This window comes from Alishewanella maricola, assembly GCF_016343785.1.
GTDB classification, from domain to species: Bacteria; Pseudomonadota; Gammaproteobacteria; order Enterobacterales; family Alteromonadaceae; genus Alishewanella; species Alishewanella maricola.
In genome coordinates this window covers 1-18,554 of the sequence record NZ_JAEINI020000010.1, presented here as the reverse complement: position 1 = coordinate 18,554, position 18,554 = coordinate 1, and the positions used below count along the sequence as shown (strand labels likewise).

19 protein-coding genes, 1 tRNA gene and 1 pseudogene are annotated in these 18,554 nt (G+C 43.8%); 7 read left to right on the top strand and 14 right to left on the bottom strand.

What is annotated here, in order from left to right; all coding sequences use genetic code 11:
• Nucleotides 1-108 precede the first annotated feature (108 nt).
• The 13 genes from flgL to JAO78_RS13000 form a co-directional block, all read right to left on the bottom strand.
• Nucleotides 109-1,329, bottom strand: coding sequence for a flagellar hook-associated protein FlgL (gene flgL / locus JAO78_RS13060; RefSeq protein ID WP_255654629.1), 1,221 nt, complete (start codon nt 1,327-1,329; stop codon nt 109-111).
• A 3-nt stretch (nt 1,330-1,332) separates the two neighbouring features.
• A complete protein-coding gene (flgK, locus tag JAO78_RS13055; protein ID WP_226751803.1) occupies nt 1,333-3,396 on the bottom strand; it encodes a flagellar hook-associated protein FlgK in 2,064 nt (687 codons plus the stop codon).
• A 33-nt stretch (nt 3,397-3,429) separates the two neighbouring features.
• On the bottom strand, nt 3,430-4,575 hold the full coding sequence (gene flgJ / locus JAO78_RS13050; RefSeq protein WP_226751802.1) for a flagellar assembly peptidoglycan hydrolase FlgJ: 1,146 nt from the start codon (nt 4,573-4,575) through the stop codon (nt 3,430-3,432).
• Nucleotides 4,576-5,670: a flagellar basal body P-ring protein FlgI gene (locus JAO78_RS13045; RefSeq protein WP_371930729.1), complete on the bottom strand. Its 1,095-nt coding sequence runs from the start codon at nt 5,668-5,670 to the stop codon at nt 4,576-4,578. It lies immediately after the preceding gene.
• A gap of 9 nt (nt 5,671-5,679) precedes the next feature.
• Entirely contained in the window at nt 5,680-6,351 is a 672-nt protein-coding gene (flgH, locus tag JAO78_RS13040; protein ID WP_226751801.1) for a flagellar basal body L-ring protein FlgH, read from the bottom strand.
• A gap of 14 nt (nt 6,352-6,365) precedes the next feature.
• Nucleotides 6,366-7,154, bottom strand: coding sequence for a flagellar basal-body rod protein FlgG (flgG, locus tag JAO78_RS13035; protein WP_226751800.1), 789 nt, complete (start codon nt 7,152-7,154; stop codon nt 6,366-6,368).
• An 84-nt stretch (nt 7,155-7,238) separates the two neighbouring features.
• Nucleotides 7,239-7,985, bottom strand: a complete 747-nt coding sequence (locus JAO78_RS13030; protein ID WP_226751799.1) for a flagellar basal body rod protein FlgF — start codon at nt 7,983-7,985, stop codon at nt 7,239-7,241.
• A 151-nt stretch (nt 7,986-8,136) separates the two neighbouring features.
• Nucleotides 8,137-9,429: a flagellar hook protein FlgE gene (gene flgE, locus JAO78_RS13025; RefSeq protein WP_226751798.1), complete on the bottom strand. Its 1,293-nt coding sequence runs from the start codon at nt 9,427-9,429 to the stop codon at nt 8,137-8,139.
• A 26-nt stretch (nt 9,430-9,455) separates the two neighbouring features.
• The gene (locus JAO78_RS13020) at nt 9,456-10,139 is read right to left on the bottom strand and encodes a flagellar hook assembly protein FlgD (RefSeq protein WP_226751797.1); all 684 of its coding nucleotides are present in this window, start codon (nt 10,137-10,139) and stop codon (nt 9,456-9,458) included.
• Between the two features lie 10 nt (nt 10,140-10,149).
• Nucleotides 10,150-10,569, bottom strand: a complete 420-nt coding sequence (gene flgC, locus JAO78_RS13015) for a flagellar basal body rod protein FlgC (RefSeq protein WP_226751796.1) — start codon at nt 10,567-10,569, stop codon at nt 10,150-10,152.
• A gap of 2 nt (nt 10,570-10,571) precedes the next feature.
• Nucleotides 10,572-10,973 carry a flagellar basal body rod protein FlgB gene (flgB, locus tag JAO78_RS13010; RefSeq protein ID WP_226751795.1) on the bottom strand — a complete coding sequence of 134 codons (402 nt, stop codon included), beginning with the start codon at nt 10,971-10,973 and terminating at the stop codon, nt 10,572-10,574.
• 63 nt (nt 10,974-11,036) lie between these two features.
• A complete protein-coding gene (locus JAO78_RS13005) occupies nt 11,037-11,870 on the bottom strand; it encodes a CheR family methyltransferase (RefSeq protein ID WP_226751794.1) in 834 nt (277 codons plus the stop codon).
• Nucleotides 11,871-11,886: 16 nt separating this feature from the next.
• A complete protein-coding gene (locus tag JAO78_RS13000) occupies nt 11,887-12,816 on the bottom strand; it encodes a chemotaxis protein (RefSeq protein ID WP_226751793.1) in 930 nt (309 codons plus the stop codon).
• Nucleotides 12,817-12,942: 126 nt separating this feature from the next.
• Here JAO78_RS13000 and flgA point away from each other — a divergent pair, with 126 nt between their 5' ends.
• From flgA to flgN, 3 genes are all read left to right on the top strand, one after another.
• Nucleotides 12,943-13,668, top strand: a complete 726-nt coding sequence (gene flgA, locus JAO78_RS12995) for a flagellar basal body P-ring formation chaperone FlgA (protein WP_226751792.1) — start codon at nt 12,943-12,945, stop codon at nt 13,666-13,668.
• 78 nt (nt 13,669-13,746) lie between these two features.
• The gene (gene flgM / locus JAO78_RS12990; protein ID WP_226751791.1) at nt 13,747-14,064 is read left to right on the top strand and encodes a flagellar biosynthesis anti-sigma factor FlgM; all 318 of its coding nucleotides are present in this window, start codon (nt 13,747-13,749) and stop codon (nt 14,062-14,064) included.
• A complete protein-coding gene (gene flgN, locus JAO78_RS12985; protein WP_226751790.1) occupies nt 14,064-14,498 on the top strand; it encodes a flagellar export chaperone FlgN in 435 nt (144 codons plus the stop codon). The genes flgM and flgN overlap by 1 nt, the downstream gene beginning before the upstream one ends.
• A 49-nt stretch (nt 14,499-14,547) precedes the next feature.
• On the opposite strand, the gene JAO78_RS12980 is transcribed toward flgN, so the two are convergent.
• Complete coding sequence (locus JAO78_RS12980) at nt 14,548-15,009, bottom strand: LPP20 family lipoprotein (protein WP_226751789.1); 462 nt, start codon at nt 15,007-15,009, stop codon at nt 14,548-14,550.
• 222 nt (nt 15,010-15,231) lie between these two features.
• Here JAO78_RS12980 and JAO78_RS12975 point away from each other — a divergent pair, with 222 nt between their 5' ends.
• The 4 genes and pseudogenes from JAO78_RS12975 to JAO78_RS12960 all read left to right on the top strand — a co-directional run.
• Nucleotides 15,232-16,368 carry a flagellar assembly protein T N-terminal domain-containing protein gene (locus tag JAO78_RS12975; RefSeq protein ID WP_226751788.1) on the top strand — a complete coding sequence of 379 codons (1,137 nt, stop codon included), beginning with the start codon at nt 15,232-15,234 and terminating at the stop codon, nt 16,366-16,368.
• 100 nt (nt 16,369-16,468) lie between these two features.
• Nucleotides 16,469-16,543, top strand: a tRNA-Arg gene (locus tag JAO78_RS12970).
• Nucleotides 16,544-17,098: 555 nt separating this feature from the next.
• Entirely contained in the window at nt 17,099-18,259 is a 1,161-nt protein-coding gene (locus JAO78_RS12965; protein ID WP_226751787.1) for a hypothetical protein, read from the top strand.
• Nucleotides 18,250-18,554: pseudogene (locus JAO78_RS12960) on the top strand (hypothetical protein); the annotation flags it as partial. The gene JAO78_RS12965 and the pseudogene JAO78_RS12960, both read left to right, overlap by 10 nt.

Sequence of the window (18,554 nt, the reverse complement as noted above, 5' to 3'; positions counted from 1 at the left end):
GTTAAATATGTATCGGCGCAGTGCGAGGAAACTTTAGAATTTTTTTGAGGATTTTAAATCAATATTAATCAATGGCTTTGGAGCAGGCATTGCTGCCTGCTCTGGTTTTTAGCGAATATAATCAAATAACGTTGTGGCATTAACTTTAGAAAAAGTCTGTGATGCCGCTTGTAACGCCACTTCTTGACGTTTAATTTCAGTAAGCGCTGCGGCAAGATCCACTTCGGAGATATCTGCCTTATACTGCTGGTTATTAATTAATAAATCCTCGTTGGTATTAAACACACTGTCGACCACATTTAATCGGCCACCTAGATTAGCTAAAACACTATCAACGTTATTCGCGGTAACCGTGGTTTGCTGCAGAATGTCAGCGAGTCCAGTATTGAGTTCTGCATCCGTTGCTATTGGATTACTTAAAATCTCTATATACTTTTGTAGTGTATTTAGAATATTAGTTTGTTGAGGACTAGAAAGTTCAAAATCTACTTGGGCTGGTAGCGTTGTTGCCGTATCAAATGTAAATTTCGCACCATTAAATACAATAGCTGAACCTGGGGTATATGCACCAGTAACAGCCGGGCTTAATGGGCTGCCATTACGTAAAAATTGATAGTTACCCGTGGCATCAATATCCAGCTGATACTGATTGTTTGCTGCGGTAAGATTATCAAAATTACTTAAATAAAAACTATCAAACGCAGTTTGATCTACAACATCTATAGATGCTCCAGTTGGGGCACTAGTGACTTGTGGTTTAAAACGTTCAAATACGCTATCAAATATAGCTTTACCACTATCATTACTTGGCAGGGTGATTGACTGTGAAACTTGCAAATTACGCGTACCATCATCTCCCTTGAATTGATATTTACCATCAGACGTGAATTCATAAGCAGCCGTCTTATCTTGATAGCCAGCAAAAATAAAACTGCCCTCTGAACTACGCGTGTTCATTAAATCAAACAACTCGGTTTGAATATTTTTTAATTCAAACGCGATGGCTTTACGTTGTTCAATTGTGTAGGTTCCATTACCACTGGCTTGCGCCAGCGTAGAAACACGATCATAAGATTCTCTCATGCTGGTAAGCACCGTTTCTTGCAGTGCTAAGTTGTTTTTCAACAAAATACTGTTGGTTTGAAATTGTTCAATCTGCGCTTTACTTTGATCCAGGCTTAACACCTTAGCCGCGCCTGCTGGGTCGTCGGCGGGAGACAGAATACGTGTTTGTTTGCTCAACTGCGTTTCTGCTTTTGACATACGTTGCTGTGCGTTAAGAATGCCATTCAAGCTTTGTGTAAACTGCATATTAAAAGTTAAACGCATGACTTACCTCACTGACTGTAACAAAGTGTCAAAAATTTCTTGCGAAGTGGCTATAATTTTAGCCGCTGCCGCATAGCTTTGCTGAAAACGAATTAAATCGGCTGCTTCTTCATCTAAATTTACACCGGATAATGACTCATACCAAAGGGTTGTTTGCTCTAAAATAGCAGTATTGGCTTCATCGGCAGTGCGGGCTTGGCGTGTACGTTCACCAATGTTGCCCACCATGATCCCATAACTTTGGTTAAAACTGTACAAGTTCACCGCACTACTCTGTTGATCAGGGCTGCGCCGCACCAAAGATTCATTTTGTAAAGCTGACATGGCTAAACCATTACGGTTATCATTGTACCCGTTGGTATTAAAATCTAAAGTAAAGATATCACCGGGTTTGGGAATGCCCGTAAGACTAAAGTCAAACCCTAGTTGCTCTTTTAGATTTGGTACTGAAGTACTGTTCTCAAACATATTGTTGAAATTATTTGTAGTAAACCGGCTTTCACCAATAACGCCTGTATTATCTGCAATCTCAAATATATGCTCACCAGCAACACTATTAAACCCTTGATACGTTACAGTATAAGGCCCATCCCGAAGGCCATTGCTCAAAAAAGCAGAGTCTGCTGGATTGGTATTGAAAACCGTCACGCCTTCAACTCGACCATTTCCTAAGTTACTGATAAGGTACTCGCCACGTATTGGTCCAGAAAGTGCTACATCTTCTGCTCTTGATGTTGCCATTTGGAGTTCACGCGCCGCAGAACTTAATGGTTTTAAGATAAATTCATCACCTGCAACACCACTAATAGTTAACTTTAAACCAAATAAATCACCATTAGCATCATCTGCGGTAAAGGGGGTTACTGAGGGAAAACCCGTAGCACTGGTTAAAGTTTTCACTTTCGTTAGATCAGGTTGGCCATTGCTGTCTAGATAAGGCTGTCCCATCTCGTCTAACGCCGTTACAGTGGCGGTAGTAGCGTCAACTATCTTCACAAGGAAATTATTCGGGGGCAGTTGGTTGGCTTTGCCGGGTTCAATTTCTACAATAACACTACTGTTAGCGCTATTGCTTTTAAACGCTAAACCTTTTGAGCTTGGTAAAGTAAATAAATTCTGGCCAATTGTGCCGTTAAGAGTTAAACCCAATTTATTCTGCTGGTTCATACTGTCGGCCAGTGTTAACCCTAATTGGCCAAGTTGTTGTTGCGTTGGGTTTAAAACCTGCAACCGATAATCCGTCAATGCGCCCATTTTACCGCCAATACCTTGGGCACTCAGTGCCACTTTTGCATCAGCATTTTCACGTAAGGTGAGCAAGATTTCACGATCATTAGGATCGGGGTCACCTCGCATGGAAAGTAAATTAAACTGACCACGTTCAACCACGAGCGACTGCCCCGTACCCATAAACACCAGTTTTTCACCTGATTTAGCATCCACTGTTTGGATATCGACAAATTCGGCTAACTTTAATATGGCCGCGTCACGCTTATCGAGTAAATCTAGAGGAACCGGTCTACCGGCACTAGAACCATAATTGACAATTTCAACATTATAAGCCGCAATCTGACTCACAAAGTCATTTACGTCTTTTACATACACATCTAGTTGCTGATTTAAGAATTGTTCTTGATCTGAAAGAAGCGTGGACATATTGCTAAACTGATCAATAAGCGATTGACTGGTACCCAACACTAACTGTCGATTTGATAACTGGGTGGGGTCATTGTTAGCTGTTTGAATTTGTTGAAACAAATTGTTCATGCCCGTTGATATACTGTTGGCGGCATTAGAAAACAACGCATCAACTCGACTCGCTTCCGATAAATACTGTGAGCTATAAGCGGCACTGGTCGTGTCACGTCGTAGTTGCTTCTGACTAAACTCACTTACTAACCTTTCAGTCGTGCCTTGACCAACACCTAAACCAAATTGCTGCGACACAAATTCCGTGCGTTGCCGCACATAGCCAGGCGTATTGATATTGGCAATATTGTTACCGGTGGTATTTAGCAAGGTGTTGCTGGATAATACCGCTGTTCTACCAATGTTAAGTAAGCTCATTTATCGCTCCACGCACCCGATCACGGGTATAGGCTATTCTTCGGCTGTTGTTTGAAAATCTTGAGCGTTATTTAATTCTGCTCTGACTTGCTCAAAGGCTGTACTTTTAAATACCGCCATAATTTTTTGGGCATAATTAGGATCGGTGGCATACCCTGCTGCTTGTAATTCACTAAAGTAGGCTGCGGGTTCAGGCGCTGCAGCCACCGCTTGCTGATAGCGCAGGCTATTAGCAATAAAACCCGCATAATCTTCTAAGCTATGTTCGGCAGAATCATACGCCCGGAACTTGGCTTGCTCTTTTCGTGCCACACCTTGTCGGTATTCCAGCGTATCAACAACGGCGGTCTCACCTTGCCAATTACGACTGGCTTTAATACCAAATAAATTATAACTATTGTCACCACTCGCGGTTTTAATAACGCGTTTACCCCAACCTGTTTCAAGTGCGGCTTGGGCAATTAGCGCTAACGGATCTAACCCTAAAGCACCGGCAGCTTTGCGTGCTGCGGGCAGTAAGCTACGAATAAACTCCACCGGTGAATCATTGCGAAGCGCTGACGCGCCTATTACGGTTTGTGGCTCAACATTGCTGGTATTGCTACTACCAGCAATTGCCGCGGCTTGAGCTTGTTCTTGCTTTTGTGCACGTTGTTGTTGCAGTTTGTCTAATAATGGGCTCAGTTGTGATAATTCGCGCCGCCCCGGCTGAGCCATTTCCACTTGCGCTAACTGCTGCATAGATTGGGCTTTTAATAACCCCAGTTCCGGTGCATCTTTAAACAGTTGCACTTGTGGCATATTTAACTCATCAGCACGCGTATCACCAGGTAAACGCAACGCGGAAGCTGTGTGTTTATGCTGGCTGACGGCTTGTGGGTCTAACTGCTGTACTAACAAATCGGCTAAACCCAAGGCACCTTTTTGCGCTAAATCAGATGCCATTTGGTTATCATGCATATCACGATAAAACTCTGTAGTTTGGCTATTCATTAAACCTTCTGCTTCAAACGCCTTATTCGCTTGACGCATACTTTTTAGCAGCATATTAAAAAAGATCCCTTCAAACTGCTCAGCCGCTTGGCGCAGCGCACCTTTGCTATCATCTTTTGCCGCACTGCGAATTTGCTGCAGGCTGCTTAAATCATGATAAGAATGTTGCAGTTTACCCGTATCCATTTAGATCACCACCAACTCACCATGAATGGCGCCAGCCTCTTTTAACGCTTCTAAAATGGCCATTAAATCACCTGGCGCCGCGCCAACTGCATTCACTGTGCGCACCAAATCATCAAGTGTGACACCAGGGTCAAATTTAAACATTCTGGAGTTTTCTGGGTTCACATCAATAATGCTGTTTTGTACCACGGCCGTTTCACCACCGGCTAACGCATTAGGTTGAACCACCTGTGGGTTTTCAGCGATGGTAACCGTTAAGCCACCATGAGTAACAGCAGCAGGGAACAAACGCACATCTTTACCAATGACGATGGTGCCAGTACGAGAATTGATAATAATTTTGGCAGATTGATCTGCAGGTTGAAAGGTCAAGTTTTCTAATACCGACAAGTAACTTACGCGCTGGCTAATATCGCGCGGCGCTCTAACCTGTACCGAAGAGGCATCTAATGAAAAGGCAGTTTCTGGGCCCATAAAACCATTAATTACTTCAGCCAATCTTTTTGCAGTAGTAAAGTCTGGGCGCTTTAAGTTAAACGTAATAAAATCGCCTTTAGCAAAAGGAGACTCTACTTCACGCTCTACTACAGCACCGTTTGGAATGCGGCCCACGGTGGGTGTGTTCACTAAAATACGCGAACCATCTAAACCTTCAGCACCTAAGCCACTGACAATTAAACTGCCCTGCGCTACTGCGTAAACATTGCCATCTAAGCCGGTTAAAAAGGTTTGTAATAAAGTACCGCCACGCAAACTTTTCGCGCTACCTACGGATGATACCGTAATATCAATAGTTTGCCCGGGCTTGGCAAACGCCGGTAACTCGGCATGAATGGCCACTGCTGCCACATTTTTTATTTGTGTGCGCGAACCCGCTGGTAGGTTAATCCCAAAATTAGCCAGCATGGTGCGGAAGCTTTGTTCGGTAAAAGGGCTTTGCTCGCCAGTACCGGGTAAGCCGACCACCAACCCATAACCAACCAATTGGTTACTACGCACCCCTTCAATATCGGTGACATCTTTAATACGCGCAGCCTGAACAAGATTGCTACAAACTAGCGTAGATAATAAGCCGAGCATGATCAGAAACCGCATATACTGCTCCTAGAATGGCCAGAATGGACCATTAAAAAACTGGGTTAACCAGCCTGGTGATTGCCCGCCATGATGTGCACCCGTGCCGCTGTATTCGATACGTGCATTGGCAATCTTGGTCGACTCTACCGTGTTATTCACATCGACATCTTGTGGCCGAATAACCCCCGTTAAACGGATATATTCTTTACCGGTATTTAATGTCAGCCATTTTTCACCGCGGATCACTAAGTTACCGTTCGACATGACCTGCAACACATTGACCGAGATATCGCCGACTAAGCTATTGCTCTGATCGGCTTTGGCGTCGCCTTTAAAGTCTTGGCTACTGCCCGCGCCAAACTGCAACACATTACCGCCAACCGACACATTGCTTCCGGCAAAATTAATCGGGTCAAAAGCAATGTTGCTGTCTTTAGCCGTTTCCGTTTTGGCTTTTTTCGACGCTTGGGTTTTCTCACGAAGCACAACCGTAATAATGTCACCTTCATGCCGTGCTTTGTTATCGGAATACAAGCTATTAGAATGGCTTTGCATAAACAACGAACCGTTTTTTACCACTGGCCGCGGCGCCGACTCTGGCGGCAAGGGAGCAAAATACGGATCGTTTGGCTGCGCTTCTTGCATAGAAGAACAGGCGGTTAAACTGCTGACCATCAGTATCAATAGGACATTACGCATTAGCTGTACCTGCCTTATAACTGTTGAATAACAAAACCAAGCATCTGATCCACGGTAGAAATGACTTTAGAGTTCATTTCATACACGCGTTGACTTTCAATTAAGCTAACCAACTCTTCTGTGACATTGACATTAGAGGTTTCTAGCGCGCCCTGCACAATAATCCCCAGTCCTTCTAATCCTGGAATGCCTTGCACCGGATCGCCGCTGGCTGGCGTTTGGCTGAATAAGTTTTGGCCAATCGGCTCTAAACCGGCCGGATTAATAAAGTTAGTGACGGTTAACTGACCTAATACCGCATTCTCAACCTGCCCGGCTAAACGAGCGGAGATCTCGCCATCTTGCGACACCATGATATTAGTGGCATCTGGCGGCACCACAATATTGGGCTGCACCTGATACCCTGCACCAGAGGTCACAACATTACCGTCACCATCAACCGTGAATTGGCCATTACGACTATAAGAAATAGTGCCATCAGGCATTAACACTTCAAAAAAGCCATGGCCTTGGATCATCAGATCCAAACTGTTCTCTGTAGTGATCATATTGCCTTGAGTAAAGCTTTTTTGCGTCGCAACTACCTTTGTACCGGCACCTATCATTAAACCGTTAGGTAATTCAGAATTTTGTGAAGAACGCCCGCCTGGCTGATTAATGTTTTGATACAGCAAATCTTCAAATACAGCACGGCTCTTTTTAAAGCCCACTGTACTGGCGTTCGCCAAGTTGTTAGAAATAACCGAGATATCACGCTGTTTCGCGTCTAACCCTGTTTTGCTGATCCACAATGCTGGATGCATTTATACCTCCTGGGCTTACGCCCTATTAACTAAGTGCTAAGCAAGCTGCTGCTGGCTGAAGTAACACGGTAAAAAGAAAAAGCCTTAACCTACAATTCGCAGCAATTGATTTTGCTGTTGATCCATTTGCTCAGCTTGCTTCATCATTTTCACTTGTAATTCAAACTGGCGCTGTAAGCTGATCATCGTGGTCATTTCGCCAACCGCATTGACATTACTGCCCTCATAGGCACCGCTAAGCAAATTGACATTCGCACTAGCCTCGGCATCCTGACCATCTTTACGTCGAAACAAGCCATCGTTACCTTTCACAATATCGGCATATTCCGGTTGTACTAGCTTAATTCGCCCTACTTCTTCTAGCGCATTCGCCGGGGCACCCTGCGCTCTCGCAATCACGGTGCCGTCAGCGCCGATTTCCATCTTCGCTAACGGCACAGGGAGTTGCAGCGGCCCCGCATCCCCCATCACCGGTAAACCGCTGGCGGTCATTAGCATGCCACTGGCACTAATCTGTAAATTACCCGCTCGGGTGTAGGCTTCTTTACCCTCTTTATCTTGCACAGCAAACCAACCGTTACCTTGAATAGCAACGTCTAATTCACGTTCAGTAATAATCATCGCGCCACTGTCAAAGTTTTGACCTGGGCTCTCTGTTAACGAAAACACCCGGGTGGGTAAGCCTTCACCAAAGGCTTGCATGGCTCGCGCTTGCTCAAAATCGGCTTTAAAACCCACTGTGCCGGCATTTGCCAAGTTATTTGCTCGTACGCTGATGCCATTCATGTTCTCTTTGGCACCGCTCATGGCGATATATAACAGACGATCCATAGTAAACCTCGCAGGGACTTGCTGTTTTTACTTAACGAAACTTTTCATCAACTTAATATATTTAAGCAATAAGAGTGCCAGCTTGATAAAACAGGATTTTTTGATTAAAAAAAAGCCACCCGTAGGTGGCTTGATTTGAATGACAAAGCGTTTACCGGATCTGTAAGATGGTTTGTTGAAGCGTACTGTTAACTTCCAACGCCCGAGAATTGGCCTGGAAGTTACGCTGCGCGCTGATTAGATCAACTAGCTCCGTTGTAAGGTTTACGTTTGACTGCTCTAACGCGGAGCTTTGAATACTACCAAAGGTACCGGTGTTAGGTTCACCAGCTAACGGCTCGCCAGACGCTAAACTGGCTTTCCAAGACGTTGCTCCCGCTTGGCTTAAGCCTTGCGGATTGGCAAAACGCACCATCGATACTTGCGATAAAAATTGTTGATCGCCGTTAGAGTAAGACGCCATAATCCTGCCGCCAACATCAATATCCAGCCCAGTTAAACGACCGACTGTAGTACCATTCTGACTTAGTGAGCCCACTTCAAAAGCTGATGCATATTGAGTTGGCTTTCGGGTACCTGCTTCATCGCGAAAACGGATACCAAAATCACCAATAAGGCCAAAATTAGCGCCATTATTTAACAAGCCATTTAAATCAAGAGGCGAAATGGTAATATCATCAAAGTCACCTGTATTTTCACCTGGTGTTCCATCTGACTTAAAAACTAATTGTGAGGTAGCCGAGGGAACAAGAGTTCCATTGAATGTGGTATACACATCCCAGGTATTATTCGCCAAAGGTGCTGTTCTTACAAAATACACACTGAGAATATGTGCCTGCCCTAAGCTATCATAAATCGTTGTTGAGGTGGTGCTGTTATAACTGGCTCGATCAGTTGGATCAAACGCTGTAATGGTTGGTGGCAATGAACGTGCGTCTAAGTTCATACTAACAAACACATCACGTGTGGCACTGGGCGCACCTGCAGTAGTGGGGATCTGAATTGGCCCAGTTGTACTTAAACTGACAGAGCTAGTTGTACCTGAATCGGAATCCACAGGGTAACCCTGCAAAAAGGCACCATTGTTGTTCACTAAAAAGTTATTTGCATCGAGCTTAAACGCACCGGACCGGGTGTAAGCATAATCTCGAGAGCCCACTTCAGAGGCAGTCACAAAAAAACCGTCTCCCGTCACCGCTAAATCTAATGAGTTATTAGTGAACAATAACGACCCTTGTTGAAACTGCTGTGCAACTGATGATGTTCTGACCCCATCACCCACTTTAGTTCTACCGGCTTGAAATACCGAAGATGCATAAACATCGGCAAATTCAGCTCGAGACTCTTTAAAACCTGTAGTATTAACGTTAGCGATGTTATTTGCTGTGGTATCTAAATCTTTTTGTGCAGCGGCGATACCGCTTAATGCTATATTAAAACTCATATGTTACCTCACCTTAAGCGGTTGTATTAACCATAAGAAACTTCTAACACATCGGCCAGTTTTACCGCTCCGATGCCTAACAAATTCAGCGTGATGCCATTACCGTTGTTGCCCATACTGACACTAGAAACGGGGGTATACACTTGTACTGGGACATTTTCCGTTTTGCCTCTGGCGCTAACTTCAACGCTGATGTTATAAAGCCCAGCCGCAACGGTTTCACCCGCTTGGTTAGTACCATCCCAAGCAAACTCATTTTTACCCAATTGCGGTTGATCAACATTAAATGTAGAAACTAACTCACCGTTAGGCTTAGTGATAATCACTTTCATATTATCAGCTGGTTGTTCAAGGTTTATTTGGCCACGCGAGAGCGACTCACCGGTGAAAACCAATTGTTCAGATTGTGTCAGCACGCTACGCCCTACTAGTGATGAGGCTTGCAAGGCTTGATTAGACGACATGCTTTGCGCCAAGCTACTAAAGTTATCATTAAGCTTGGTGATACCATCGGCCATGGTAAAGTTAGTCATCTGTGCGATCATTTGATCATTTTCTACCGGCTTGGTCGGGTCTTGATAAGCTAACTGCTGAGTTAGCAAAGCAAAAAAATCTGACTGCGTTAAAGCACCATTGTTTTTATCGGCAACTTTTTTCTCAGTATCCCAGTACATCCCTTCTAGCGCAGAATTTGTGTTAATGGTTGTCATGCGTTACTCCTTACCCCTGACCTAACCGTAAGGTGCGCATTAACATTTGTTTTGCGGCATCTGCGGTTTGTACATTGGTTTCATAGGCTCGAGATGCTGAAATCATATTCGCCATTTCTTCCATAATGTTGACATTAGGCTTGTAAACATAGCCATTTTCATCCGCCAACGGATGATTGGGCGCATATTCCACATTCGGTGGTGCGTCAGACTCGACAATTCCCAGCACTTTAACGCCAGAGCCGGCATCTTGTTGCCGCTGCGCTTGCGCAAACTCGGTGGCAAACACCGGGTGACGACCACGGTAAACCTGATCGATACTACTGCTCACGCTGTTCGCATTGGCAATGTTACTGGCTGTGGTATTCATTCTTACTGACTGGGCGGTCATGCCAGAGCCAGCAATATCAAACACTTTAAATAGGCTCATAATTACTGTCCTGTGCCTGTAAGGGCTTTTTTCAAGCCACTGATCCGACTATTCAAAAATTGTAGGCTGGTCTGGTATTCGATGGCATTTTGCATCATGGCATTACGTTCGCGGTTCATGTCCACGCTGTTACCATCACCGGTATCAGTTTGTTCTGGATTACGAAACTTCACTTCATGCCGGGTTGCAGTAGAAATGGGGAAATGCCCATCATGCGTCCGCTGCATGGAACGGCTTTGCCGAGATTGGGCGTTCACCAGCGCTTGCTGAAAATCGATGTCTTTAGCTTTATAGCCAGGAGTGTCAGCGTTAGCGACGTTTTCTGACAGCACTTGCGCACGACGATCTCGAACCAGCAACGCTTGTTCGTGCATGCCAAAGGCTTTGTCTAAACTGATTGCCATTTTTTTGCCACCTCATGTTGTAACCTTAGTTTGAGGAAGCAAAAAGCAGGCCAAGATGCAGAGTTAAGATTTCTTGCGGTAAATAATGCCCGGATTACAACGCAGCATGTCAAAGTCTTCATTCATGGTTGACAATGACTCTGAGGCCCCGAGGATTAAGTAACCTTTACTATTTAATGACTGAGCAAACTGTTTGATTATTTTCGCTTTCACTTCAGGAGAAAAGTAAATCAATACGTTGCGACAGAATATGATGTCGAATTTTCCTAGCAGGGTATAACTGTCTAGCAGGTTAAGATGCCGAAAAGTCACTCTTTTACGCACGTTATCTTTAACACGCATCATGCCATTAGAGGTATCTTCAAAAAACCGCGTGCGACGTTCAGGTGATAAACCACGCGCTAAAGCTAAGCCGTCGTACTCGGCTCTGGCGCAATGCTCCAGCATTGTATTGGATATATCAGTACCTAAAATATTCACCCCACCAGGAAAGGCATTCGGCCGACTTTGCTGAAACTCTAGCGCGGTCATTGAAATAGAATATGGCTCTTGACCCGATGAGCTAGCCGCTGACCAAATTTTGACGCTGCGGCAAGTTTTTTCCAGCTCCGGCAATAATTGATTCTTTAGTAGCTCGTACGGGTAGTTGTCACGAAACCATAAGGTTTCATTGGTGGTCATAGCGTCAATCACGGCTGAGCGTAACTGCCGTTCAAACGGACTCATGGTTTTGGCAACCAGTTCAGATAAACTGCCATGGCTAAAACGTTGCATTAAGGGGGTTAAACGGCTTTTAACCAAATATTGCTTATTGTCACCCAGCACGATGCCGCACTGTTGCTCGAGAAAATCCCGAAATTGCCGATATTCCGATTCTTGTAACTGCTTATTCTGCACGCATAACCCTTACCAATTATTCAACGTGGAGCCATTTTTGCACTGCTTGTGCTAACTCGTCGGGATTAAACTTTGCAATAAAATCCTCAGCCCCCACTTTTTGTACCATTTGCTGATTAAACACGCCACTTAACGAGGTATGTAAAATCACATGTAACTGTCGCAGTTTCACATCAGCTTTCACCGCCGCTGTTAGGGTATAGCCATCCATATCCGGCATTTCGATATCAGAGATTAGTAAACCCACTTTTTCTGTGATCGAATGTTGGCATTGTTCACTTAATTGTTGTAGGTAGGTCAGCGCTTCGCGGCCATTTTTGACCAAGTGCATTTTTACACCCAAAGGTTCTAGCGCCCGTTTCACCTGATTACGGGCCACAGTAGAATCATCAGCAATTAAAATGACTCGATCGCCTAAATCAGTTGCAATGCTTTTCGACACCGTTTCATCGTGGATCATTGTCGGTGAGGGTGAAATCTCTTCGAGAATTTTTTCAACATCCAAGATCTCAATTAATTCTTTATCCAGCTCGGTAACAGCCGTTAAATAGCTTTGCTTACCACCAGTGCCTTTTGGCGGAGGCATGATGGTTTCCCAGTTGGTATTAACTATGCGCTCAACTGAACTGACTAAAAAGCCCTGCACCGAGCGGTTATACTCAGAAATAATAATGAACGCAGTGGAAAGATCTTGAATTTCTCGCCCGCCGATAGCCAAACTTAAATCAATGACCGATATGGTTTGGCCACGAATGTGCGCAATACCACGCACAAACTTGTTGCGTTTGGGCATGCTGGTTAAACGCGGACATTGCAATACCTCACGCACTTTAAACACGTTAATACCATAACGCTGGCGTCCAGCAAGCTTAAACAGCAGCAACTCTAATCGATTCTGACCCACAAGTTGGGTGCGCTGGTTGACGGAATCTAGAATACTGGACATCTGGGTTTCCTTACTTCAGCCTTTAGGCGTGATATTTGCATGACTAGTTCAACTGTCAGAAAATCGGCGTCAATATATGATTCAGGTATGTTATAGCCCTTTGTTAATTAAGCATAGACAAACCCTATGAAAAAGTATGAAAATTTTCGTCATACCACTGCTTTAATTACGTTACTGTGCTTAAGTTTAACGCTTAGTGCATCGGCTTTTGCCGAGCAAAATACCTTAGCAAGCTATAGTCCCGAGCAATTAACGACCCTGACAGAAAATTGGTTAAACGACACCTTAGCCAGCGAACTGTCAGCAGATACTGAGGTAAGCGTGACCCCTTTGGATACTCGGATTGGTGATAAAGAATGTGCTAATGCCCTGCAATTTAGTTTACCGGCAAGCTACAATCCACGCCAAACCACCGTGCAATTAAGCTGTGACAGTCCTGTCGCTTGGCAGTTGTTTATATCAGCTAAGATCACCGAGTATCTTGATTTAGTGGTGATGCGGCAAAATATTTCTCCAGGAACGGTTATCACGGCCGATATGCTCGAAATTGAGCGCCGGGAGCGACGCTTAGTTCGGGGTAATATTGTGCAGCAACCGGCTGAGATTATTGGTAGTAAAAATAAACGCAGTCTGAGTGTTGGTCAAATTATCAACCTTCAGGATCTTTGTCTTGTATGCCGGGGTGATATTGTTACAATAGAAATTAATAATAGCGGTTTATCTGTTACTGCCACTGGCGTGGTTCAGCAAGACGGTACCCTAGGTGCTATAGTTACCGTGAGAAACCAGCAATCTGGGCGCAGTATTCAAGCAGAGGTTGTTGGGGTTAATCAAGTTCAAGTAAAATTTTAGAAAATAAACCTAAAGTTTTTTTTGTAGCGGCCGTTAACCTAAGCATAAGGACTAAAGTTTAGGTGAAGAGGTTCTATTATGGCGATTAATATTAATAACTTGCAAAATACTCCGCAGGTTAAAACAGATAAAAATGATCAACTGGTGCAGCGCCAACAAACTACTGTGCAGCAAAATGTCGGTAGTCAGGCAATGCAAAAGCAAGATTCGGTGTCTATTACACCGCAAGCTCAGCAATTTTCTAAATTGCAAGAAAAGGCCAGTAACAGTAGCGGTATCGATCAAGAGAAAGTCGATAAGATTAAACAGGCTATTGCTGAAGGCAAATACAAAATTAACGTTGAGCAGTTAGCTAAGCGTATCATGCAATTTGAGGGCGATTTATTCGACCGCTAATGAATACAGCAAAAAGCGCCACCCTCACCTGCCTGAACCAACAACAAGCGCATTTATCTGCGCTTTTGTTGTTGCTAGAACATGAGCTTAAAGCGGTTACCGAACGTGATGTACCGCGTTTAAACAACATCATCGAACAAAAAAATACCTTATTGCTACAAATTGAACAAACCGATAAGGCACTTAGCCAATCTGAAGACCTGGCTGAGCAACGCAAACAATCTTGGTTTGATGAGCGTATTGCTGTTTTGGATGATTTATTGGCGCAGTGCAAACAACAAACTGCCGTTAACCAACAGGTTTTAGAACACAGCCAGTTAACGCTAGGTCGATTAAAGCATGAGATTTTATCGGCGAATGGTAAGACCGGCTTAACCTACACCAACAAAGGCAAACCGGCTGTAGATAGTAAAGGCAGTGGCGTAAAAGCCTGATCCAACCCCTATTTATTAAGCAATTATCCGCGCTTAATAGGCCAAACCATCACCACAAATAACGTACACTGCGAATACTTTGCTTCGGCTCGGTATGCTGCAAGGTTGCATACACCTCGGCAAAATCCAGCGATAGCTCGGTAATATAGGTATCTTCAACCGCATAGGTTTTCACTACCCGCGCACCGCGGATCACACCTTGCACTGACGCTTCTAACACATCGTTTTGCGCGACCATGGCACTTAAGGTGTTTTTGCTGTCAATTCTTTGACCATAAACCCGCTCAGCTAATTCTCGATAAGCTTCTAATTTGGAAGCACGCATCGCCATTAACATACGCTGGCTGTCACTCGCACCCGGTTGTGCTGATATTGGCGCAGCACCCAGCGCCGTGATCACCGGGAAAGCCAGTGGCGTTTCTTGTTGATATTCAATATGTCTATCAGCCAATTGGCCACAAGCTGCTGTTAATGTTGTAAGGATCACAACTACGCTTAAGCTCTTAATCATAATAACCCATCCTGTCACGGCAGCGGGCGCTGCCTAAGCCAACGCTTTTCTGATATCAAAACTTAAGCAAAATTCACGCCAGTCATTACAAATATCCAGTTCGGCACATTATTTGCTTGTACCTTAGTAGTAGATACGTTGTAACGCCGGTGCTTAGCTTACGCTAAACAAACAACCCGATAGGCGTTTACACCTAATCAATAAATTCAGCGATGGCAGACTATGAGAATACGCATTCTATCCACCCTCTTGTTCGGGCTTGCCGCTTTAAGCCAAAGCAGTTCGCTTTTCGCCAACTGGTATGAAGCCACCGGGCAAGCCAGTATCGAACGTGGCGATTTAGATAGCGCGCGTCGAGCAGCCATTGAAGATGCACTGCAACGCGCCACCTTATTTGCAGGGGCAAAGTTAGAAAGCCATCAACAGGTAGTGCAAGGGATCTTGCAACATCACTCGGTTACGCTTAGCACGAGCGCGGAGCTGCGACAAGTACAGCTACTGTCAGAAACGCACAGCCAACAACAGGTGTTTATTACGCTAAAAGCCCATATCTTGCCGATGGCCAAAAGCTGTGCGGCTAATTTTCGAAACCCATTATTGGTCACCCAAGTGCATTTAGATGCGCGGCAAGACGCCATTTATGGCCAGTTGTTTGAACTAGGTGAACACAGTACACGACAGCTGTCGCGCCATTTGCGTGACTTTGGCCCAGGCTTAGCATTACAAGTACGTGACGAACCCATCGCGCAATCTCAATTAACCGCCAATGTTGCCGATCAGTTTTTTGCAGAAGGCCAACAATTTATTTTATTCGCCACCATTCAAGATTTATCACTTGGCGCTAAAACCAGCAAATTTTGGCAAAGCAGCCAACGCGAACGCTTCTTTACTTTAGAAGTGGTGTTGTTTGATACCTATGAGCGACGAGTGCGTTACCAACAAGAATACCGCACCAGCAGTTTTTGGCCAGATCAAGATAACTCAACACCCAGTAGCCACAGTGTGGCATTTTGGCGCATGCCCTATGGCCAAAAGATTGATCAAGTACTCCGTACCGTGGCACAAGATATCCAAGAACAAACCCAATGCCAACCGTTGTTAGCGCAAATTCGCCAAGTAAAACAACAACACATTCAGCTTGGTTTAGGCAGTAGCCATGGTTTAAAAGTGGGTGATCAGGTTAATTTAATTCAAGTTCAGCGCGATCCGCAGCAAGCCGAACTGCGGCGTTTACTTGATAGCCCTGTGCAACTCACCATTACCGATATTACCCCAGAAGGCGCATGGGCCGCCTCGCCGAGCCAACAATTGTTAAATCATATTCAACCGGGTGATATTGTTAGCTTTCAAAGCCGATAGCCTTTATCAAGGCTGCTTACTGAGTGATGAAACAACAGCGTAAGCGGTCGCAAGGTAATATTCACTTCAAGGTCTTATTCTGCTAAACTCTGCGCCCTGTTGCCTCATAGTTAAATGGATATAACGGCCCCCTCCTAAGGGGCAATTGCAGGTTCGATTCCTGCTGGGGCAGCCAAGAGAGTGTTTATCAAGGCTCGCAAATGTTCACGAAACCCGCAAATATCAAGGCCTGCAAACCATTTTATTGTTCACGTTTGTTCATGTTAATACGCGAACATTCGGTTTTTTTGATAACACAGGTGATAACACCTCCGTTCTGTGTTATCAAGCTGTGTTATCAAAGGGGATAAAATCGCAATAAAACAAAGTCTTTGATCGACACCGAAACACGTTCAGCGAAGCCAAAAGATAAGCTTTTTTTCGCTATATGATGGTTTTAGTTTTAGTTTTAGTTTTAGTTTTAGTTTTAGTTTTAGTTTTAGTTTTCATAACATCATAAGAACATACAGTAAGCTTTTAAACATTAAGCTACTTTAGCCACGATATCTGCATCAAAAATGGTTTCACCCCTTCTGAACGTCCATTTTAACCACTCAAAACGCTACTTATTTTCACAAAATAATTCTAGACATAAACCAGAAAAAAACCAAATAATTAATGATTAATGGTAATACTTTACACATCTCACATTTTTATGTAGGTTTAATTTTTATACTTAAAAGGATTTATAATGAAAAAAATAAGCTTTATTTCGACATTTTGCATACTTGTATTTGCCCAACTTAGCACAGCATCTGCAACAACATTTATAAAAGGTTATGCCTGCGACAATTGCTCATTACAGCAAGCTGAAAATATTGCTCGAACACGCGGTGCTCCATTGGTTAATTGTGTACCAACTGGCAATAATGATGTGATAAGCATTGATGAACATACTTGTTATAGCTCGCCCCAAAAATTTATTATCTTTGATTTAGCTACAAATACGACCTATCCATTTCAAATGTCTCACAGCAACCAAGGTAGTTCAAACTGGGATTTGATTCTCAATTCAAACCCAACAACCTTAACAAATTTAGAACATGAGATATCACAAGATTTTTTTGATGTATTGGAAATTCAAGAACAAACTCTACAAGAGATAGCAATGTCAGAGGAAGAAAACTTGCAGTTGGCTTTTACGCCTCTAAGTGCATTTTCAGCAAGTACTTTTAACAGCACAACCACTAGCGCTGAAAATTGTGAATCGGACACCGCTGCCACAGTTATCCGAATGACTTTGAACCCAATATTCAAAACCCAATTGAGTAATGCTGTTAACAACCAATTAAGACAAAGAAGTCCTAGATATTATAAAAAAGACTTTGAAAATATCCGATTTAATCAATTTGGATTTCAAGCCAATAGAGCTGGCGGTGGAGGACTGTCTGTAGGTTGGGAATACGAGAAAAAATCCAAGCTGGTTAGCAAATATGTTTTTGAATCAGGCCATCATTTATGGCCTAGTGATCAAACTTATTACCCAGCCAGAGCAGCATTTAAGCTATCATGGAATGACTCTTTAGATTTGATTTCAGTAGAAGTGGAAAAAGAATTTACAAGAGTAACATCAAATTTATCACTTCAAGACCTGCTTGAGGATAGCACGTTTAGTCTGTCATTGAGTGCTTGTGCGATAATTGCACTTCAAGATAATCTCCATTCAAGCGAAGCTTATGCAGCAACTGGAGCTGGCGGTGGATCTAGCATTGGCATTGGTGATGTCCCTACTGGTGGAAACCCTAATTTTCCACGACCGGATCCTTTATCTCAGTCTCAACAACTATGCAAATGGCATTTTTATGATAAACAGGGGAATTTGACTGTTACAATTATGGGGCCATGTCCGTAATTGTAATAATATCAGAAGGCACCTATACCGAGAGTAAGTTAACCACCGGTAAAGGGATCTATGACTCCACCTCTTCTGAAAACTATGTGATGCGCTCATCGCTTACGCCTTGGATCATTAGCTCACGTATTATGACCAGCACCTTTGCCGATAGCGGCGCTAAAAATGTTGAACATCCTCGGCATATTTTAGAAATGCAGGATAACCCTGAAGAAATGCAGGAGATCTTAGCTGATATCCGCAGTTTCTTAGCCGATCGCGAAACCATTGCTAGCATTAAAAACTCGCAAGATCT